Below are 19,657 nucleotides of genomic sequence, written 5' to 3' on the forward strand. Positions count from 1 at the left end.
TCAGGAGTCTCCTGGGACTCCTCTGGAACTTCCGGCACCCTCAACGGGCACGAGCGTGAAACAACCGAAAGATCATCCATGCTGGCCAGAGCAGCACGATCGCGGCCGCACATCTCGGCAGGTCATTGGGGCTCGCCCGTCCATTCCCAGGATGGCACCCGCGCGCTGCTGCTGTTCTCCAACACTGTCCTCGGTCTCCGCAGAACGTGCCCTGACCTGCCTCCAGAACCCCCTGACACCCCATCAGAACGAGCGTCAAATGAGCGTCACGAGCGTCCTTTCAGCGTCAAGATATCGCCCGTAACGCCCACATCGCACATAATGCGCACGAGCAAAACCGCAGGTCAGGAGCCCTTCGCGGCCGGTTCGAGGATGGCGACGCACTCCACATGATGCGTCATCGGAAACGCATCGAGCCAAGAACTCCCCCTTCCCAGCCCTCTATGACTGAGCAACCCGTCAAACTGGTCACGTGAGTGCTGAAGTCCCCCGTCCTTCCGTTCATCACCCTGTACCGACCGATGCGACCATCAAGGAGCTGTACGCAACGGCTTTGGCGTGTGGCATTCCGGACTGCCGTGAGCCGCTGTACCGGGACAGTACGTCCACCGGCAAGCGTGTACTCAACAGCCGGGTGGCTCACATCCATGCACGGAGCGAAGGCGGACCTCGGTGGGCACCAGCCATGAGCAGGGAAGCCAACCGAGCCTTCGACAACTTGATCCTTCTGTGCGAGCGGCACGCCTCCGAGATCGACATCACGCCCGAGCACTATCCGGCAGAGGTTCTGCGCGAGTGGAAGCAAGTTCAGGTAGAGGCGCACTCCAAGGCGCGGCATCTGGCTCTCACCGATGCCGAGGCGGCAGAGGTCGCCGAAGCTTCCTTCACCTCCGACGACCTCATAGAGCGGCTCACCGCCGTGCTGCCGTTCTCGGCCCGCTCACGGTCGCGCGCGGAAGCTTTGGTGCTGGCGTCCAAGGGCTGCCTGGCTCGCAGCAAGGTCCGCCTGCGAAGCACTCCGGCCGACCGCGTCGAGGCTGCGCTCGCCTGGAAGGCACGGCAAGCCACCCCGGAAGTCGAAGTGCCTCAGGGGGCGTTGCGGGTGCTCGTCGCGCCCATGGGGGCCGGCAAGAGCGAGAAGGCCGAGCAGTGGTGGAGCGAAGGTCTGACGGCAGCGTGGAGAGATGCCGACGTCGAAATTCCGGTATGGCTGGAAGCACGGGACATCCCGGCGACACTGACCTCCGCGCTTCAGAACGCCATGGGCGGCGACCCGCTGCGTGAGTGCCGGGTCGTCGTGGACAACCTCGACGCAGTCAGCCCCCAGCAGGCCGACCGGCTCCTTGACGAGGCCCGCCGCCTGGTACTGACCTGGCCGCTGGTGAGCGTGCTCGCGACGACCCGCCCAGGAGCGGGCACGGTGGACGAGGGCGAACGCATTGACGTGGAACCCTGGTCGCCTGAAAGAGGACTGGATCTCTTGCGAGCGGTGACCGACGAATACCACTTTCGGACCCTGGAGGTGTACGAGGTACAGCAGTTGCTCACCAGTCCCCTGCAAGTCCACGCCCTGGCCACGTGGCTGCGCGCGGGCCGGGACGGCCGCGTTTCCACGCATGAGCTGCTGTCAGGGCTGGCAGCGTCCATCCTGCAGCGTGAACGCCCGCGGGCTTCACCACAGGTGTGGGAGAGCCTGCCCCGCCTGGCCGCATGCGTCCTGGACGCTGATGGAGCAGTCGCTGCCGATTCGTTCGCCCGCCGCCATGTCATCTGGGAACTGGAGGAGACTGGTCTCGTCGTCCACGACAGGGGACTCCTGAGATTCGCACTCCCCCTGTTCGAGCAACACTTCGCCGCGCAGGCGCTCCAGGACGGTCACACATCGATCGAATCCGCCGCCGGACCGGATCAGTTTCCTCGCTGGCGCTACGCGCTCGCATTCGCCGTCGAGGGCGCGACGTACGAGGTCGTCGAGGAACTGATACTTCGCATGGCCCGCACGAACCCTGCAGCCGCGTCATGGGTACTGGAAGAGGCGGAAGACCAAACGACGCGGCGCGCGCACCTGCAGTCGCCAGCGCGTCGGCCCGCCGTCAGGACCAACCTGACTAGCGGAGACGACCAGGAACCGGCAGTAGTCCTCGGGCTCCGACTCCGGGAGGCGATGCTCGCCTGGCTCCACGGCCTCGGCACATTGGGGCCGCACCTCGCACCACACCATCACGGACAGCTCGCCCCCTGGGGCGTGCGGCTGGCGACGGAGGAAGCACTGATCATCGGGCACGCCCGTGACGGCGTACTGGATGAAGACGTGTTCCTACGAGGCGACCTCGAATTCGGCACTGGGCAGTGGCGTCGGCACTTTCACGACATCAGCCTCTTCGACAGGCCCCGTCAGGATCTCGCGCGGTGGAAATGGACCCGCGACCGGCTCCGCGACCCCCTGACCCGCCGCCTACGCCAACGCACGCTGCCCGTCCCACCCGCTTCGCCCCTCGCGACCGAGCGTGTCTGGTTCCTCGCACGACTGATCATGGAGAACCGACACGGCAGCAGACCCGCCCGGCAGATCCCATTGGACGACCTGCGCGCTGAAGTGGACCGTCTCGTAGCCCACGCGGCGAACACCGTCCGGTCGACGTGGCAGCGTGGTGGAAGTCAGCCCTTTGACTCGGATGATGTCCGCTGGCTCGAATCACAACTGCAGCACGTCCATGGTGACCTTCTGGAGGCCCCCCGCCCCGCACCTGACCTGACCGACGGCAATCCGCGCTACTTCTGGCAGACCTACTCGCCCCAGCTGACCCGGTCCATCACGGCCGACGTGCTGCGGGACGCCCTCATTGGGTACCGCGAACTGGTCGAGACCAACTTTCCGCGGTTCGGAGCGGCACTCGGCCTATACGGCATCTTCCCTGTCCGGGGCAAAGGTATCGTCATCATGCCGCGGCCGGACGACACCCAATCATGGTCCGCCACCGTCGTATTCGGCGTGCACCGCGACGCCTCTTCCGGCGATCGCGATACCCCGGCAGTCGACATGGGACTCGCCGAAGATCCGGACGTTCCGAACGACATCTGGCAGCAGGTCCGTGCCGTCCACTCATCTGTTTTCCGCCTCCCGGCCGTGCACCAGCATCAGCTCTCGACCGGCCTTGAGCGCCAGGCCACGAACCTCGCATACAGCTGGCTGGTCCGCGACTTGAAGGCAGTTGGCTGGCTGGACGAGACGATCAACTTCTACGATTGAACGGTCACTCGGCGTAGCCCCTGCGGCTGGCACGACGGACCGAATACCACGCGTCGCCCCACCCTCAAGGCGGGCCTCCGCTGGGGAGAATCTGGGGAGTTTAGACGGCGCTGGGGAGCGCGTGGGGAGAATCGGCTGCGCAACACGGCAAGATCCTGAAAGGCCGCGAAAGAATAATCCGCGCAGGTCAGAGGCCATAGTGACGCCATCACCGCAGGTCAGTGCTGCCCGTTAGACAACTTCATGGCATAGGTGCCGAGATCGCCGGCCTCGACGATCCCCGGGAGCGGTCCACCCTGACGCAGCGGCGTGTCGTAGCGGGTGGCGGTGACTTCAGGGAGCATTTTCCCAGGCTATCGGGCTCCTGAGCGCCACGATCCACGGTGGGGCCCAATCCCCGGTGCGGGCCGGGTCCCGGGTGATCCGTGCCGGCGGCTGAACGCTCCGGCGGCCGTCTGCGTATGGAACCGCGAAACGTCCCCTGACAGGAGGCACCACCATGACGCAGCCGGAAACCACGGGCCGCGGCACAACCCGCCGTGCCGTTGTCGCCGCGGCCGGAGCGGCCGGGCTCGCCGCCACCGTCGCCGCGTGCGGCAAAGACGACGACAAGGGATCGGGCAGCGGAAGCGTGAGCGACGCCCAGGGCGCGGGTTCCGCACCGCCGTCGGAGAGCGGGGCTGCCGGCGAAGCCGGTCAGAAGGGCGGCGAAGCCGGCCAGTCGGGCGGCGGGGGCGGGATGGAGCTGACCAAGACCTCCCAGATCCCGGAGGGCGGCGGCATGGTCTTCAAGGATCACAAGGTCGTGGTGACCCAGCCGACCGCGGGCGAGTTCAAGGCGTTCTCCTCGATCTGCACCCACCAGGGCTGCTCGGTCGGCGATGTGACCGGCGGCACCATCAACTGCCCGTGTCACGGGGCCAAGTACGACATAGCCGACGGCAGTGTGAAGGGCGGCCCGGCGCCGAAGCCGCTGCCCGGAACGCAGATCAAGGTGGAGGGAAACGCGATCTGGATGGCGTGACGGACGATCGCCTCCAGCAGGCGATCACCTCGTCGGCCGCGGTGACGGTGGCCACGAGGGCGAGGGTGTGACGGACCATCGCCGGGGTGTACGAGGCAGGCACCCCGGTGATCGCGTCCTCGGCCACCACGGCCGGATAGGCGAGGTTGACCGCGTCGAACGCGGCGTTGGGGATCGCGACATCGGCCGACACGCCGGCGATGACGAGCGTGCGGCAGCCGAGATCGCGCAGCAGCGCGTTCACCTCGGTGGCGGCGAGGGGCGACAGGCCGTGCAGCCGCCGTACCACCAGATCCTCCGCCGCGACCGGGACCGGCTCGGCGATCCGCACCGCGGCGCTCCCGGTGAGCTGCCGCACCGGCAGCCGCTCGGCGGCCCGAAACAGCCGGGCATCGCGATTCGCCCCGCGCCCGTCGGCGCGCCGCTCGGCCACCGCGTGCAGCACCTGGACACCCGTGTCGTGGGCGGTCGACACCAACCGGGCGACACGCCCGAGCGCACCGGACTCGTGCCGGTGGGTGAGGCGCCGCGCTCGGGCGTGTCGCATCCCGAGCTCGAGACGCCCGAGCGGCTGTTCGCGGCGAAGTACTTCGGGCTGGCCATGCCGCACGACGGCCGGCACGCCTGGCTGCGGCTGGCCCCCGATGCGGTCACCTCCTGAGACTTCCGCAAGCTCCCCGGGTGACGCCTCAGTAGGCGCGCCGGTGACGCCTCAGTCGGCGATCTTCTCCCCCACCGAGCGCAGCACCTCCACGGCCGCCCGGATCGAGGGCCTGCGGTCGGCGTCGGCGCGCCAGATCGCGTAGACGTGGCGCCGCATCGTCGGCTGGCTGACGGGGACCATTCGCACCCCCGCGGGCACCGGGCCACGGCCCAGCCGGGGGACGACGGCGACGCCGAGCCCGGCGGCGATCAGGGCGAGCTGGGTGTGGTGCTCGCGCGCGGTGTGGCGGATCCGGGGCTCGATGCCCTTGCTGCGCAGCGTGACCATCAGCCAGTCGTAGCAGAACCCGCCCTTGGGCCAGGACACCCACTCGTCGTCCACGAAGTCCTCCGGCTCGACCCCGCGCCGGTCGGCGAAGGGGTGGTCCGCGGGCATCGCCACATCCACCGGATCGTCCATCAGCGGCGCCTTGACCAGCCCGTCGGGCATCGGCAGCGGCTTGTTGTACCAGTCGAGGACGACCCCGAGATCGATGTCGCCGCGCACCACCGCGGGCACCGACTCATCCGGCTCCATCTCCTGCAACCGGACGTACAGCTGGGGGTGTTCGGTGCGCAGCCGGCCCAGCGCGGCCGGAAAGAGGCCACGGACCGCGGTCGGAAAGGCGCCCAGCAGCAGCTCGCCGACGGCGTGGCCGCGCTGCGCCTCAAGATCCGACTGGGCCAGCTCCACCTGGGAGAGGATCCGCGCCGCATGGTCGGAGAGCAACCGTCCGGCGTCGGTGAGGCGCACCCCGCGGCCGTTCTTGGCGAGCAGCTGCTGTCCGGTCTCCCGCTCCAGCTTCGCCAGCTGCTGGGAGACTGCGGAGGTGGTCACATGCAGCCCTTCGGCCGCGCCGCTCACGGAGCCGTGCCGGGCCACGGCGTGGAGGGTCCGTAGGCGATCCAGGTTCAACATGTAAGCAATGCTACGTGAAGTATTGGATCAAAACTCGCTTGTTCTAAGAGGTTACAGCCCGCATGGTTATGACCATGACCACAACCGCCTCGACGCCCACCGCCACCCCCGCGGCGGCCCCTCTCTCCGCCACCACCCCCGCGCCCGGCCGCCGCCCGCTGCTCGACTGGCGGATCCGGTTCGGCGCGCTCTCCCTGATCTGGGGATTCAGCTTTCTCTTCATCAAGGTCGGCAACGAGGCGTTCGCCCCCCTGTACGTCACGCTCGGGCGGATGCTCTTCGGCACGGCCGTGCTCCTCGCCGTCCTGGCCGTGAAGCGGGAGCGGCTGCCGCGCGGGGTGCGGGTGTGGGGGCATCTGGCCGTCGCCGCCTTCTTCCTCAACGCCCTCCCGTTCTCGCTCTTCGCCTACGCCGAGCTCACCATCCCCTCCACCCTGGCGGGCATCTGCAACGCCGCCTCGCCGCTGTGGGGCATGGTGCTCGCCGTGGCCGTGGTCTCCGACGACCGCCCGACCCGGCAGCGCGTCGCGGGCCTCGGGCTCGGTTTCATCGGCGTGCTGATCGTGCTCGGCGCATGGCAGGGCTTCTCCGGCCAGGATCCGCTGGGCACCGCGCTGGCGCTCATCGCCTCCGCCAGCTACGCGGTCGGCTGGCAGTACGTCCGGCACACGCTGAGCGACACCGGCAACTCCCATCTGTCGATGTCCGGCGCCCAGCTGCTGCTCGGCACTGTCCAACTCGCCCTCGTCGCCCCGTTGTTCGCTCCGACACCCGGCTCCTTCCCGGTCCTGCCCCTGCTCTCGGTCCTCGCCCTCGGCGCCCTGGGCACCGGGGTCGCCTTCCTGGTCCAGTACGGCCTGGTCGCGGAGGTCGGCCCGACGACGGCGATGATGGTGACCTACTTCGTCCCGGTGATCGCCACGGCGGCGGGGGTGGCGATCCTCGACGAACACCTGACGTGGAACACGCCGGTGGGTGCGGTGGTCGTCCTGCTGGGCGCGGCCCTCACCCAGCGCCGGGGCGCGCCGCGCTCCTGAGCCCTCCCCCGGCAAGTCGCCGGGCCCGCCCCGGACCCGGCCCACGGGACCCCTGGCCTGGGTGCCCCACCCGGGCGCACGGAACACCCGAGGGGCGGGCTCCGGGGCGGGCCCGGGAAGAGACGGGGGCCGGGGCTCAGCCGCTCACCCGCTCAGGCGCTCAGGCGCTCAGGCGCTCAGGCGCTCAGGCCCTCAGTCGACTCGGCCCGCCACTGACACCCCCGTCGCCGATGCCACCGCATCGGCGACCGCCCCGATCTCCCCCGCGCCCAGGGGCGAGACGGTGATCCTCACCCCCGGCCCCGAGGCCACCCGGAAGCGTGCGCCCGGCGCGACCGCCCAGCCGGACTGGAGCAGCCGCGCCACCGCCCCGGTCTCGTCGGAGACCGGCACCCATACGTTCATGCCGCTCCGGCCGTGCGCGGCGATCCCCCGCTCCCGCACCGCCCCCACCAGCGCCTCGCGCCGCGCCGCGTACGACGCCGCGACCGAAGCCGGCTCCACCGCACCGGTCCGCCACAGGTGCGTCACCGTGTCCTGGAGCAGATGGCTGACCCAGCCCGGCCCGAGCCGCTGACGACCGCGCACCCGGTCCACCGTGACCGCGTCCCCGGTGAGCACCGCGAGCCGCAGGTCGGGACCGTAGGCCTTGGCGGTGGAGCGGACCAGCGCCCAGTGGTCCGTGCCGCCCGCCAGCGGACGCAGCGGCAGATCCACGATGCCGTGCCCGTGGTCGTCCTCGATCAGCAGGACGCCCGGATGGCCGGCCAGGACGGCCCGCAGCTCGTGGGCGCGCGCCTCGCTCACCGCCGCGCCCGTCGGGTTCTGCGCCCGGTCGGTGACCACCAGCGCCCGCGCCCCCTGACCCAGCGCGTGCTCGACCTGGTCGGGCAGCGGCCCGTCGTCGTCGACCTCCACGGGGGCGGGGCGCAGCCCGAGCGCCGGGATCAGATCGAGGAGGCTGCCCCAGCCGGGGTCCTCGACCGCGACGGTGTCCCCGGGCCGCAGATGGGCGGCCAGGACGCGCTCGATCGCATCCAGCGAGCCGGAGGTGACGGCGACGGGCCCGGCGGGCACGCCGTCCGCGTCGAAGGCGGCGCGGGCCAGTGCGGCGAGGTCGGGCGCGATGTCCGGCGCGCCGTAGAGCGTCGGGCGCCGCGCCGCGCGCGCCGCGGCGTCGGCGAGCGACACGCCGAGCGGGGGCAGCAGCGCGGGGTCGGGGTTGCCGGTCGAGAGGTCGCGCGCGCCGGGGGCCTCGACCCGGATCCAGTCGCGTGGGGTGCTGGCGGGGCGCGCCCGCACCCGGCTCCCCCGGCGGCCGGCCGTCTCGATGACTCCGCGCTCGCGCAGCACGCGATACGCGGCCGCGACCGTATTGGGATTGACGCCCAACCGACCGGCCAACTCCCTCAAGGGCGGCAGCAGTTGGCCGGGCGACAGCTCACCGGCGCCGACGGCGCGCTCCACACTGGCGGCGATCTCCGCTGCGCGCCGACCCTGGATCGGATATTCTCCTAGCACAAATGCTATTTTGCACTAGTGCATTGGAGGACGCAAATGCCCGCGCCCCACGACACGACCACCGTGCCCGACGCCTACACACCGGCGGAACGCACCGTGCCGACCCGCGCCCGCGAACGCGCCTCGTACGACCGCGAGGTGGTGCACGCGATCCTCGACGAGGGCTACGTCTGCCATCTGGGCTTCATACGCGACGGCGCGCCCGTCGTGCTGCCGACCCTCTACGGCCGGGTCGGCGAGCGTCTGTACGTGCACGGCTCAACGGGCGCGCGGCCCCTGCGCATGGCGAGCCGGGACGAGGCGGGCGAGGCCCCGGGGCTGCCGGTGTGTCTCACCGTCACCCATGTCGACGGACTGGTCCTGGCCCGCTCCGCCTTCCACCACTCCATGAACTACCGCTCGGTGGTGGTGCACGGCATCGCCCGCCCGGTCACCGACCCGGCCGAGCGCGCCGCCGCTCTGGACGCCCTGGTGGACCATGTCGTGCCCGGCCGCGCCGCCGACTCCCGGCCCGCCAATGCGAAGGAGCTCGCCGCCACCGCCGTCCTCCGCCTCGACCTCGACGAGGTCTCCGCGAAGATCCGCACCGGCGGGCCCAACGACGACCCCGAGGATCTGACGCTCCCGCACTGGAGCGGCGTCGTGCCCGTCGCCCGCACCTACGGCGCGCCGGTCCCCGCCGACGACCTGGCACCGGGCACGCCGGTTCCCGGCTACCTCACCCGGCACTGACGGCACGCCGCACCCCCGACCACGGCGCGCCCGCGCGGCGCGGTGCCGTGGGGTCGTCAGCCGGCCGGTGCGGTGGTCCGCGCCTCCACCGCGGCCAGCGCACCGACCGCGCCGAGCAGGACGGCCGTGCCGACCACGGTCGCCGCCGTCAGCCGCTCGCCGAGCAGCACGACCGCGATGACCGAAGCCGTGACCGGCTCGATGAGCGTGATCACCGTGACCGTGGTGGCCCGCAGGGCGGCCAGGCCCGCGAAGTACAGGCCGTACGCGAGGGCGGTGGGCACCGCGACCATGTAGGCCATCAGCCCGAGTGTCCGGACGATGCCGTGCGCCTGCGGCCACAGCCCCTCGGCGGCCGCGAACGGCAGCAGCAGCACCGCGCAGACGGCGAAGGACGTGAGCGTGGTGGTGTACGCGTCGGCGCCGCCGCCGACGCGGCCGAGCCGGCGGGTGCAGAGGGTCATGGTGGAGTATCCGGTGGCGGCGAGCAGCGCCAGGAGGACCCCGGCGGGGCGTACGGTCCCGGTCCCCTCACCGCCGAGGACCAGCACCAGCAGCCCGGTCAGCCCGCCCGCGGCGGCGAGCGCGCCACCGGCACCCAGCCGTTCGCCCAGGGTCACCTGTCCGGCGAACGCGACCATGACCGGCGCCGCGCCGAGCGTGACCACGGTCCCGACGGCGAGCCCGGTGACCTCGACGGCCCCGAAGTAGGCGGCCTGGAAGACGGTCAGCCCGATGCCGGTGACCAGAATGCGCACGGTCCGCCGCCCGGCCGGCTCGTACGGGCGCGCCGGTCCGGGCGCGCCGCCGGTCCGGCGGCGCGCCCGGACCGCCCGCGCCGCGAGCAGCAGGGCACACCCGCCCAGGGCCCGCCAGAAGGTCAACGCCAGGGGGCCGAGCCCGCTGTTGCCGTACAGCAGCGCGGCGGCCGCACCCGCGGTGCCCCAGGAGGTGGCGGCGAGGGTGACATAGAGCAGCCCCCGGCCCACGGGCAGGGCAGAGGGGGAAAGGGAATTCAGCACGAGGTGTTCTCCCGCGAAGACAGACAACGGATGGCGTCACTCCGTCTGCGGGCAGCCGATGGACACACCGGACCGGCCGGTCAACCCGGGGTCAGAACCCGGGCCACGGCCTCAAGGCGGCGGCCGCCCGCGCTATGCGGCGGGAGGCGGAAGAACGGTCATCGGCATGATCGGAATGCTAGCACCCCAGAAAACCGGCACTGACCAGAGGGTTTCTCCAAGCCGGCTCAGCGAGCCGCCCGGCCATCCGTCGCACACTCCTGGTCCGCCTCCGCCGGAATCGGTGCCGACGCCGCCACCGGTTCGGCCGTGGCCGGCCTGGGGGCGGACGTCTGGGCTGTGAGGGCGCCCGTCAGCACCACCACACCGCCGACGACCTGCGCCACGCCCAGGTGCTCGTCCAGCAGCACCCAGGCCAGCACGGTCGCGATGACCGCCTCCAGACAGGCGACCACGCCCGCCACCTGGGGCGAGAGGCGCCGCACCGAGAGGACGCCGGTGAGGTAGGCGACCACCGTCGCCACCAGGACGATCCAGCCGAGCAGCACGATGGCGGGCACCCGCGCACCGGCCAGCTCGGCGCGGCCGGCGAGGACCGACCACTCCATCTGCCAGGGGCGGCCGGCGACGGTGAGGGTCGCGGCGCCGATCAGCAGGCCGTAGGCGATGACACCGAGCGGATCCGCGGCGTCCTGGCCGTCGCTGCCGTGGTCGGAGAGGACGAAGTAGCCGACCTGGCAGCAGGCCGCGCCGAGGGCGAGCAGCAGACCGATGGCGTCGAAGCTCAGCCCGGACCACACCTCCACCACGCACGCCAGCCCGCCGACGGCGAGGACGACGCCGATGGCCGCGGCGCGGCTCACCGGCCGGCGCTGGACGAACCGGACCCACCCCAGCACCAGGGCGGGAGCGAGGTACTCGACGAGCAGCGCGACGCCCACCGGTATCCGGGAGAGCGCCGCGAAAAAGCACGCCTGCACCCCTGCCACGGCCAGCAGGCCGAACCCCAGGAGCAGGGCGGGACGGCGGGCCGGCAGCCGGCGGTGGCGCCAGGCCACGGGCAGCATGACGAGGGCCGCCCCCGCCACGCGCAGCCAGGTGACCTCCAGCGGTGCGAGCCCCGCCTCGATGAGCGGCTTGGCGGCGACCCCCGATCCACCGAACGCCAATGCCGACGCCAGGGCGAGCCCCAGGCCGACGTTCCCTTCCTGATGGCGACTCCGGCCCTGAGATACGTGCACCGGCTCATCTTGTCAGCTCACGACAGGACCGTCATCCCGTTGACTGCTGGCACGCCTCGCCGTTCAGGGTCCTGAGCAGCAGCTCGACATCGACCCCGGCCCGACGCAACACCTCCACCGCCCGGCACTGCCGGTCGCCCAGGAGAGCGGCGAGGAGATCGGGGCCGTCGGCCCGGAACGCGCCATGGGCCCCGGCGCGCCGGATCGCCGCCACCATGGCCGCCGACGCGGCGGGCGACCAGCCGGCCACGGCCACCTCCGCGCGCCCGGCCACCGGCGGCACGCCCGAGTCCTCGACAGTGCCGCTCCACCGCAGGCCGTATCCGATGGTGCGCTGCACCAGATAGCCGAGCACCCGGATCACCTGCGGCGTGCCACCGGCGAAGACGGCCCGCACGCGCGGGTCGGACTCCAGGAGGGTGTGCAGCAGATGGGCGGTGTCGAGGTGCTTGTCGCCATCGCGCACGGCGCGCCTGCGGGCGCCCATGACCACAGCGGTCAGTGGTTCGCTGAGCCGGCCCTCGAATCCGGCGTCGGCCGGGCCGGCGGAAGGGGTACGACTTCGCACGCTCTCACCCCATCAGCCCCTTGAGCGCGGAGCATCCTCGCTGGGAAGCATGTACCCGTCCCACGGTAGTTGCGCACGGATCACCGGATCTCATCCTCGGGGAGGAGGACTGCGACCTTCCGGGCGCATCTCGCCCGGAAAATGACGCGCCGTCAGCATTGGAGGTTCGCCACCCGGGGCCACGGTGCGCCATGCCCGCACTACACGCGGAAGGGATGGCCCATGGCCGAGTCAGCGCACAACTACGCATCGAGGCACCGGCCGAGAAGGTCTGGGCCGCACTCACGGGCCTCTCCTCGTACGGCGAGTGGAACGCCACGCACACCGGCTTCCCGCACGGCTGCCCCGCCTCCCCGGAGGCCGGGACGGCCTGCCAGGAGAACATGAAGCTGATGGGCTTTCCGGCCGAAGTGGCCTGGACCGTCGAGGAGTACGAGCCGGCCCGGCTGCTCACCACCCTGGGCATGGGCCCGATGAACGTGCGTCTTGCCATGCGCTGCGCGCTCACCCCGGACGGCGACGCGACGACGGTGCGCATCGATGGCGCGTTCACGGGCGCCGCGGTCTCGCTCATGGGGGCAAGCTGAAGGACTCGGCGGTCGGCGCGCTGAACAAGCCGCTGCGCCGGCTCGGCGCACTGACCGCCTGAGACCCCACCCCGTCACCCCGGCGCGTCCGCGCCCCGTCCGGCAGGGCTCAGCCCTCGCCGCCCGGAGTGCGCCCGGTGCCGTCTCCGCCCTCGTCCCCGCCCTCTTCGTCGTGCTCGGCGAGGATCAGATACATGCGCTTGCGCGACTCATTGATCACGGCGACGGCCTTCCGCCGCTGCTCCGCCGTGCCGGTCTTCCAGACCTGGGTGAACGCCTCCATCAGGCCGTATCCGGCCTGCCGGACCTCCTGCACGGCCTCCCAGTCGACGCCGCGCCCGGCCTCTTCCCAGGGGGCCGCCGGCCCCGCCTCGGCCTCGGCGCGACCGGCCTCGGTGAGCGCGAAAAGCCTCTTGCCGCCCTCGCTCTCGCTGGCGATCAGGCCCTCGTCCTCCAGGAGTTGGAGCGTCGGATAGACCGAGCCGGGGCTCGGCCGCCACGCTCCGCCGCTGCGCTCGGCGATCTCCTGGATCATCTCGTAGCCGTGCATGGGGCGGTCCTTCAGCAGCGCCAGGATCGAGGCGCGCACATCGCCGCGCCGCGCCCGCCCACGCGGCCCACGGCCGCCGGGGCCGCCGCGGCCACGGCCGCCGAACGGAGGCCCACCGAAGGGCGGTCCGCCGAATCCGGGGCCGAACGGGCCGAAGGCCGCGCGCCGCCCCTCGCGTTCACCCCGGCCGTGGTGGCCGGGCCCGCGGTGCTCATGTCCGTGTCCATGGGAACGCACGATGACACTCCTTCCATCATCGATCCATCACGACGTCTCAACGATATATCGGAACCGATCGCACGACAACACCTGGCCTCCTTTCGACGGTGTCCTGTCTTATGCACATTGGCCCTGCCTCAGGTGATCTGGTCCAATTCGCTCGTCGTCTCAGGCGATCTGGCCCGTTGGCGCTACTCATGTCACGCGAGACCTCGACCTGCACGGCGATGAAACCCCGGGATGTCGGTGAACAGCACGCGCCAATATGGTGGGCCGATGACGTCGATCAAGAAGTTCCAAGTCACGTTCGACTGCGCAGAACCTGAGCGCCTCGCTCGTTTCTGGTGCGAGGTGTTGGGGTACGTCGTACCGCCGCCACCGGAGGGGTTTGCCACTTGGGACGACTTCAAGCGCTCACAGCCACCTGAGCAGCGGGATTCATGGTTCGCCTGCATTGATCCCTCAGGTGTGGGCCCGCGACTGTACTTCCAGCGCGTCCCCGAGGGGAAGGCCGCCAAGAACCGGGTGCATCTTGATGTGCGGGTCGGCACGGGTCTCGTGGGGGAAGAGCGCCTCGCCGCACTTGAGGCCGAGTGCGCACGACTGGTCCCGCTCGGCGCGGTACACGTGCAAACGCTGTATGACGGCAATGATTCGTGCATCCCGATGCTGGACATCGAGGGCAACGAGTTCTGTATCGACTGATGATCGATTCCACGTGCTCAGTGGTCGTAGGCGGTCAGTGCGCGCATGACCGGCTGGCCCGTGTGGTCGTTGTGCCAGATGGCGGTCGGTGAGCGCGAGGATGCGCTGCAGGACGCGGACGGCCACGCCCCTGAGCGTGCGACCGTGGTGGAAAGCGCCACATCGAGCGGACGCTCGAGTCGGTGGCCACGCTGTTCTGCCAACCCGGACGGCGCCGTCACCTGTATTCATCCGCAGTCAGCGGGACGCCCACCTCGAGCGACAGCGGCGTCGCCAAGAACGATCAGTCCAGACTGAGGAATCCGAACCGCCCCCTTGTTATGGCACATAACCGCTGCCAGTTTCGACCCCGGAGCCTTCCGCCTCGCCTCCCGAACCTGCAGCTTCACTCCACACCCACACGGCCGGGGCGAGGTTGACGCCCTCGCCCCGGCCCAGAGCACACGGTCCTGCAAGATCTGGGCAGGACCACTGCCCAGCAGGTCGCCATCGGACTCGACGCCGAACCTGTTCCCATCGCTGCCGTCAGAAGGCGTGTCGCCAACGGCAGTCAATCCGCTGACCAGGGACCACATCAGCTGGGATGTTCGGCTTCCCCACGTCTTAAAAGATCTGGTCGTCGCAGGTCACAGCATCGGTCCGAGACCAGATCATGTGAGACGGGACAGACGGGTCCACCCCACAGGAATTGGCCATGGCCCGGGAAGCGGCCCACCGCTTACGGTCGGTTCATGCGGATTCGAATCGTCGACGCGTTCACCGACCGTCCCTTCGCCGGCAATCCGGCGGGTGTCGTCCTCCTCGACACCGACTCCTTCCCGGACGACGACTGGCTGCAGCAGGTCGCCGCCGAGGTCAATCTCTCCGAGACCGCCTTCGCCCACCCGCTGCCCGCCGGAGCCGAGGCCGACTGGGCGCTGCGATGGCTGACCCCGACCACCGAGGTCTCCATGTGCGGCCATGCCACGCTCGCCACCGCCCATGTGCTGCGCACCATGGGCACCGCGACCGGCACCGTCCGCTTCGCCACCCTCAGCGGTGTGCTCTCCGCGACCGGCGGCGCCGACGGTGCGATCACCCTGGACTTCCCGACCGCCCCGCTGACTGAGATCGAGGTGCCGTCGGCCGCGGTCGGCGCGCTCGGCGTGGAGATCCGCTCCGCCCATGACACCGGGCCGAACGTCGGCGATCTGCTGGTGGAGCTCGTCGACGAGAAGGCCGTACGGACCCTCGCCCCCGACTTCGCGGCGCTCAGCCACCTCGTCCGCCGGGCCGTCATCGCGACGGCGCTCCCCGAGGACCCGGACCGCGGCTACGACTTCGTCTCACGTGTCTTCGGTCCGGCCGTCGGCATCGACGAGGACCCGGTGACCGGAAGCGCGCACACCGCGCTCGCGCCCTTCTGGTCGGCGCGGCTCGGCCGCGACGAGCTGACCGGCCTCCAGGCATCCGCCCGCACCGGGCTGGTGCACACCGCGCTGCGCGGCGACCGTACGCTGCTGACGGGCAACGCCGTCACGGTCATCGACGGCGAACTCCTGGTCTGAGCCACCCCGCAACCCCGAGCGGCGGGCGGGCCGCCCGCCACGGGACTCAGGCGGTGGGCAGCCAGCCCACCTTGCCTGCCAGCAGGGCGTATCCGACGAAGGCCACGATGTCGATCAGCGCATGGGCGGCGACCAGCGGCCCGACCCGTCCCCATCGGCGGTAGAGCAGCACGAAGATCACTCCCATCGCCATATTGCCGAAGAAGCCGCCGATCCCCTGGTAGAGGTGGTACGAGCCGCGCAGCACGGAGCTGGTCAGCAGTGCGGCCATCGGGGTCCAGCCCAACTGCCCGAGCCTGCGCAGCAGATAGCCGACCACGATCACCTCCTCCAGCACCGCGTTCTGCACGGCGGAGGCGATGAGCACGGGGATCTTCCACCACACATCGGGCAGCGCCTCGGGCACCACGGTCAGGTTGCCCCCGGCCGCCCGCGCGCCGAGGTAGAGCAGCAGCCCGGTGCCGCCTATGGCGGCCGCGACCGCGGCACCCCAGCTGAGGTCGGAGCGCGGCCGGCTCCGGTCGAAGCCGATCGCGCGGAGCCCGGCGCCCTCCCTCAGCAGCAGATGTGCCACGAGCGCGACCGGCACCAGCGCGGTCGCGATCCCGAAGAGCTGCCAGGCGAGGTCCAGCCAGGGGCGCCCCCGCGCCTCGGAGGCGTTGAGCGTGGCGGCCTGGTCCTTCAGCCCGCCCGGTTTGGTCACCGAGCCGACAAAGCTGATCAGCGCGGACAGTCCGCTGGCGCCGAGCGACAACGCCAGCACGAGCAGCGTCTCATTGCGCAGGATCCGCCGCCAGAGCCCGTCCGCGCACACCCGCGGCTCCACTTCGCGCGCCTGTGACCGCACTTCTGCCTCCACTTCCGTGAACCACCGGCCACTTCGTTCGCCCAGGCCTCGATGTCACTGTGCAGGGGACAATACGGGGTCGGGATCCACGGCGTTCGAAGGCTGTCACCCGGAGAGATCGGCAGGCCAGGTGTGCACCGGTGCGTCGGTCCGCATCAGGGCGATGTACCGGCGGGTCATGGCCGCGAGCGCGGCATCCCGGCCGAGCCCGCCGCCGCGCGCCCGGTGGTACGTGGCGGCTTGCCAGGATGCCCCGTTGACCCGCAGTTTGCAGCGCTCCTCGATCACTCCGAGATAGCGGTCGCGGTCGGCGGGCTCGACGCCCCAGGCGTCCAGCCCGGACGCGGCGAGCGGCAGCAGCTCCTCCCGTACCAGCCGTACGGCGGGGGTCCTGGCCAGGGACGCGGACCGGCCGGGCTTGGGCCACTGGAGGACCGCGTCGATGCCGTGCCGGCAGGCCGCGTCGAAGTTGGCCGCGGCGGTGGTGAACGGCAGCCGGGTCCACACCGGGCGGGGTTCCTCGGCGAGCGCCCTGACCAGCCCGTAGTAGAAGGCGGCGTTGGCGATGACATCGGTGACGGTGGGCCCGGCCGGCAGCACACGGTTCTCCACCCGTAGATGCGGGACACCGTCCACGACGTCGTAGACGGGCCGGTTCCAGCGGTAGATCGTGCCGTTGTGCAGCACCAGCTCCTGAAGCTCGGGCACGCCGCCCTTCTCCAGCACCCGCTGCGGGTCCTCGTCCCCGCCGGTCGACAGCAGCGGCGGGAAGTAGCGCAGATTCTCCTCGAACAGCTCGTACGCGTCACTGATCCAGCGCTCGCCGAACCAGGTGCGCGGCTGCACCCCCTGGGCCGCGTACTCCGGCGGGCGGACGTCGGTGGCCTGCTGGAACAGCGGCGGCCGGGACTCGCGCCAGACCTCCCGGCCGAAGACGAAGGGGGAGTTGGCGCCGACCGCGACCTGGACGGCGGCCGCCGCCTGCGACGCGTTCCACACGGCCGCGAAGCGCTTCGGGGTGACCTGGAGATGCAGCTGCACGGAGGTGCAGGCCGCCTCCAGGGCGATGGAGGCACTGGCGTGGCTGAAGCGCTCCTTGCCCTCGATGTCGATGAGGAAATCCTCGCCGCGGGCGGCCAGCATCTGCTCGTTGAGGAGTTTGTAGCGGTCGTCGTAGGAGAGGTTTGCGGATCCCAGATCCTCGGCGGCGAGGGTCGGGAGAATTCCGATCATCACGATTTCGGAGGAGACCTCCCGCGCCTTGCGATCGGCATATGACAAACCGGTGCGGAGCTCTTCCGAGAGCTGATCGAGAACCCGTCCGTGCAAACGGTGGGGCACGATGTTCACTTCAAGATTGCACTGCCCGAGTTCGGTCTGGAAATCATGGCTCCCGATGCGCTCGAGAACCTGCGTGTTCATCATCCTCGGCAGCCCGTCGGCACCGGCCAGATTGAGCTCGATCTCCAGCCCCATGAGATTCCTCGGGCGGTCGAATCGCTTGTCCGCCAGGAGCCGGCCCAGTACGTCGAGGCACTGCCGGAGCCGTCCGCGCTGCCGCTGCCGACCGGACGGGTCGAACTCACCGGCTACGACCTTCTCCCCCATCGAAGTGTCCCTCCTTGAGTGGATCACCGGCGCCAGCCGAGTACACCGCCCTCGATGATGCCCGCCAATGTGATCGATAACGCCACATGCGCCTCGCCCAGCCGGTACCCTCTCTAGAGCCGCGCATTCCACCGGTAAATGAACCGGCGAGATCCAGCCTACCGCGATGGCGGTAAAGGGCCAGGTCATATCCGTTCATCTGGCATGGAAACGGCGAAAATCCCCGCGCCCACAGGGTCCTGATAACCCCTTGCACGCAATGCGGGGGACAGCTAGCCGAAACATGACGGGAACACTCGTCGTATAAACTCGGTTAACGAGGCAGAGAGACAACGCCCGAACCGTTTTCTTCCGGCCCCTCTGACCCGCGTTCCGCCGACAGCGCCGCCCCTATCCGGGCCGCTATCGCTCCACCGTGTCTCCTAAGTGAGAGGCGACCCACCATGCCGCTGCATGTGCCCCCGGCCCCCGCGCCCGCCCTGCGCAGCGTCCTCACGGCCCTTGGCTCCCCCACCGCCGTCCGCGAGGCCCGCACTCCCGCACTTTCCGTCCTGCCCGGCCCCTTCGAACCCGAACTCCCACTCCCCGTCCATGTGGTGGATGACATCACCACCCCCGCCGGCCCCCCGCGGACCCGGCTCACCGGCTGGCGCTTCATGATCCGCGACGGCGACCGCACGGTGGCCGCGGCGGAGGCGATGCTCACCGCCGACGGCTGGGCCTTCTCGCACTTCTCCGAGGGCCCGTACGTCGCCTCGGCCGAACTGGCCCTGCGCCAGGCGGAGTCACTGCCCTCGGCGTACCAGCCGCGACTGCTGTCCATCCCCGAGCTCTACATGGTCACGCTGTGGCTGCACGGCGACACCGCCGCGGACGCCGCCGAGGGCGCTCTGGGCGCCGGCGACATGCTGGTACCGCTCGCTCCGGCCCCGCCCGGTATCGCCGCCCACCGGGCGCACCGCGCAACGGATCTGCTACCTCTCCTCACCCTCCGGCTGACCGCGGCCCCCTTGCTTGGCTCACCTGCCTGACCTGCTCTTTCACCATCGCTGAAGCGCCCCGTGACCCGGCGGTCACCGGGCGCTTCGGCGCATCCCGGGAAAAGTCCCTTCGGGGTGAACCGTCCGGGCGGCTGATGCGTCATCATCTAAGGAGACCGGTCCCGTGAAATCCCTGCGGAATCAGACCCGTAGGGCAACACTGGGAGCCAACCGAACGACTCACCACGGGGGGCGGCATGAACGCCGCGACGAGCCGCAGGACAAACACCACTCCGCAGCGAAAGAACCCTGCCATGTGCCAGCATCAACCACCCTGTCCGTCAGCCGACTCCGCCGACCGGGAGGCCGCCCATCTCGTGGCGCACCACCCGGAGCAGGGCTGGAGTCTGCTGTGCAACGGCGTCCTGCTCTTCGAGGACACCGGTGAGCTGCTGCCGGACGGGCGCGTCATCGCACCGTGCCGGCCACTGGGTTCCGAGCACATCGCCACCGCCGCCTAGGCCGCACACCTGGGCAGCACGACACACAGGGGCCGGCCCGGCGCGAATCCGCCGAACCGGCCCCGCTGACGATGGTC

Annotated in this window: 18 protein-coding genes and 3 pseudogenes; 10 read left to right on the forward strand and 11 right to left on the reverse strand. The window is 70.6% G+C overall.

Going from position 1 to position 19,657, the window contains the following annotated elements:
- Positions 1 to 472 precede the first annotated feature (472 nt).
- A complete protein-coding gene (locus tag ABZU99_RS27965; protein WP_356047323.1) occupies positions 473 to 3,250 on the forward strand; it encodes a hypothetical protein in 2,778 nt (925 codons plus the stop codon).
- 218 nt (positions 3,251 to 3,468) lie between these two features.
- Here ABZU99_RS27965 and ABZU99_RS27970 read toward each other — a convergent pair whose 3' ends face one another.
- A complete protein-coding gene (locus tag ABZU99_RS27970; RefSeq protein WP_356047366.1) occupies positions 3,469 to 3,594 on the reverse strand; it encodes a hypothetical protein in 126 nt (41 codons plus the stop codon).
- A gap of 155 nt (positions 3,595 to 3,749) precedes the next feature.
- Between ABZU99_RS27970 and ABZU99_RS27975 the strand changes: the two genes are divergently transcribed.
- Positions 3,750 to 4,274 carry a Rieske (2Fe-2S) protein gene (locus tag ABZU99_RS27975; RefSeq protein WP_356047325.1) on the forward strand — a complete coding sequence of 175 codons (525 nt, stop codon included), beginning with the start codon at positions 3,750 to 3,752 and terminating at the stop codon, positions 4,272 to 4,274.
- On the opposite strand, the gene ABZU99_RS27980 is transcribed toward ABZU99_RS27975, so the two are convergent.
- On the reverse strand, positions 4,240 to 4,821 hold the full coding sequence (locus ABZU99_RS27980; protein WP_356047327.1) for an isochorismatase family protein: 582 nt from the start codon (positions 4,819 to 4,821) through the stop codon (positions 4,240 to 4,242). The two genes, ABZU99_RS27975 and ABZU99_RS27980, sit on opposite strands and share 35 nt — an antisense overlap.
- On the opposite strand from ABZU99_RS27980, the pseudogene ABZU99_RS27985 reads away from it, so the two are divergent.
- Positions 4,783 to 4,935 (forward strand): annotated as a pseudogene (locus ABZU99_RS27985) (pyridoxamine 5'-phosphate oxidase family protein); the annotation flags it as partial. The gene ABZU99_RS27980 and the pseudogene ABZU99_RS27985 overlap by 39 nt on opposite strands.
- 51 nt (positions 4,936 to 4,986) lie before the next feature.
- On the opposite strand, the gene ABZU99_RS27990 reads toward ABZU99_RS27985, so the two are convergent.
- Positions 4,987 to 5,895, reverse strand: coding sequence for a LysR family transcriptional regulator (locus tag ABZU99_RS27990; RefSeq protein ID WP_355951742.1), 909 nt, complete (start codon positions 5,893 to 5,895; stop codon positions 4,987 to 4,989).
- A gap of 68 nt (positions 5,896 to 5,963) precedes the next feature.
- Here ABZU99_RS27990 and ABZU99_RS27995 point away from each other — a divergent pair, with 68 nt between their 5' ends.
- A complete protein-coding gene (locus tag ABZU99_RS27995; RefSeq protein ID WP_356047329.1) occupies positions 5,964 to 6,932 on the forward strand; it encodes a DMT family transporter in 969 nt (322 codons plus the stop codon).
- A gap of 192 nt (positions 6,933 to 7,124) precedes the next feature.
- Here the strand turns inward: ABZU99_RS27995 and ABZU99_RS28000 are convergent, their stop codons facing one another.
- Positions 7,125 to 8,453 carry an aminotransferase class I/II-fold pyridoxal phosphate-dependent enzyme gene (locus ABZU99_RS28000; protein ID WP_355951737.1) on the reverse strand — a complete coding sequence of 443 codons (1,329 nt, stop codon included), beginning with the start codon at positions 8,451 to 8,453 and terminating at the stop codon, positions 7,125 to 7,127.
- A gap of 36 nt (positions 8,454 to 8,489) precedes the next feature.
- Between ABZU99_RS28000 and ABZU99_RS28005 the strand changes: the two genes are divergently transcribed.
- Positions 8,490 to 9,185 carry a pyridoxamine 5'-phosphate oxidase family protein gene (locus tag ABZU99_RS28005; RefSeq protein ID WP_356047331.1) on the forward strand — a complete coding sequence of 232 codons (696 nt, stop codon included), beginning with the start codon at positions 8,490 to 8,492 and terminating at the stop codon, positions 9,183 to 9,185.
- A 56-nt stretch (positions 9,186 to 9,241) separates the two neighbouring features.
- Here ABZU99_RS28005 and ABZU99_RS28010 read toward each other — a convergent pair whose 3' ends face one another.
- The 3 genes from ABZU99_RS28010 to ABZU99_RS28020 form a co-directional block, all read right to left on the reverse strand.
- The gene (locus tag ABZU99_RS28010; protein ID WP_355951901.1) at positions 9,242 to 10,204 is read right to left on the reverse strand and encodes a DMT family transporter; all 963 of its coding nucleotides are present in this window, start codon (positions 10,202 to 10,204) and stop codon (positions 9,242 to 9,244) included.
- A gap of 230 nt (positions 10,205 to 10,434) precedes the next feature.
- The gene (locus ABZU99_RS28015) at positions 10,435 to 11,448 is read right to left on the reverse strand and encodes an EamA family transporter (protein WP_355951731.1); all 1,014 of its coding nucleotides are present in this window, start codon (positions 11,446 to 11,448) and stop codon (positions 10,435 to 10,437) included.
- A 31-nt stretch (positions 11,449 to 11,479) separates the two neighbouring features.
- Entirely contained in the window at positions 11,480 to 12,016 is a 537-nt protein-coding gene (locus ABZU99_RS28020) for a Clp protease N-terminal domain-containing protein (RefSeq protein WP_355951729.1), read from the reverse strand.
- 215 nt (positions 12,017 to 12,231) lie between these two features.
- On the opposite strand from ABZU99_RS28020, the pseudogene ABZU99_RS28025 reads away from it, so the two are divergent.
- Positions 12,232 to 12,665, forward strand: a pseudogene (locus ABZU99_RS28025) (SRPBCC family protein).
- A 47-nt stretch (positions 12,666 to 12,712) separates the two neighbouring features.
- On the opposite strand, the gene ABZU99_RS28030 reads toward ABZU99_RS28025, so the two are convergent.
- Positions 12,713 to 13,390, reverse strand: coding sequence for a PadR family transcriptional regulator (locus ABZU99_RS28030; protein ID WP_355951723.1), 678 nt, complete (start codon positions 13,388 to 13,390; stop codon positions 12,713 to 12,715).
- 258 nt (positions 13,391 to 13,648) lie between these two features.
- Between ABZU99_RS28030 and ABZU99_RS28035 the strand changes: the two genes are divergently transcribed.
- A complete protein-coding gene (locus ABZU99_RS28035; protein ID WP_355951720.1) occupies positions 13,649 to 14,077 on the forward strand; it encodes a VOC family protein in 429 nt (142 codons plus the stop codon).
- A 17-nt stretch (positions 14,078 to 14,094) separates the two neighbouring features.
- Here ABZU99_RS28035 and ABZU99_RS28040 read toward each other — a convergent pair.
- Positions 14,095 to 14,227: pseudogene (locus ABZU99_RS28040) on the reverse strand (IS982 family transposase); the annotation flags it as partial.
- 581 nt (positions 14,228 to 14,808) lie between these two features.
- On the opposite strand from ABZU99_RS28040, the gene ABZU99_RS28045 reads away from it, so the two are divergent.
- The gene (locus tag ABZU99_RS28045) at positions 14,809 to 15,624 is read left to right on the forward strand and encodes a PhzF family phenazine biosynthesis protein (RefSeq protein WP_355951717.1); all 816 of its coding nucleotides are present in this window, start codon (positions 14,809 to 14,811) and stop codon (positions 15,622 to 15,624) included.
- A gap of 46 nt (positions 15,625 to 15,670) precedes the next feature.
- Here ABZU99_RS28045 and ABZU99_RS28050 read toward each other — a convergent pair whose 3' ends face one another.
- Positions 15,671 to 16,471 carry a CPBP family intramembrane glutamic endopeptidase gene (locus ABZU99_RS28050; RefSeq protein WP_356047336.1) on the reverse strand — a complete coding sequence of 267 codons (801 nt, stop codon included), beginning with the start codon at positions 16,469 to 16,471 and terminating at the stop codon, positions 15,671 to 15,673.
- Positions 16,472 to 16,576: 105 nt separating this feature from the next.
- Positions 16,577 to 18,079 carry a glutamate-cysteine ligase family protein gene (locus ABZU99_RS28055; RefSeq protein WP_356047338.1) on the reverse strand — a complete coding sequence of 501 codons (1,503 nt, stop codon included), beginning with the start codon at positions 18,077 to 18,079 and terminating at the stop codon, positions 16,577 to 16,579.
- 443 nt (positions 18,080 to 18,522) lie between these two features.
- On the opposite strand from ABZU99_RS28055, the gene ABZU99_RS28060 reads away from it, so the two are divergent.
- Complete coding sequence (locus tag ABZU99_RS28060) at positions 18,523 to 19,110, forward strand: hypothetical protein (protein ID WP_356047340.1); 588 nt, start codon at positions 18,523 to 18,525, stop codon at positions 19,108 to 19,110.
- A gap of 263 nt (positions 19,111 to 19,373) precedes the next feature.
- Positions 19,374 to 19,580: a DUF5999 family protein gene (locus tag ABZU99_RS28065; protein ID WP_355951708.1), complete on the forward strand. Its 207-nt coding sequence runs from the start codon at positions 19,374 to 19,376 to the stop codon at positions 19,578 to 19,580.
- Positions 19,581 to 19,657 lie beyond the last annotated feature (77 nt).

Origin of the sequence: Streptomyces sp. NPDC005266 (genome assembly GCF_040607655.1) — a bacterium.
GTDB lineage: Bacteria > Actinomycetota > Actinomycetes > Streptomycetales > Streptomycetaceae > Streptomyces.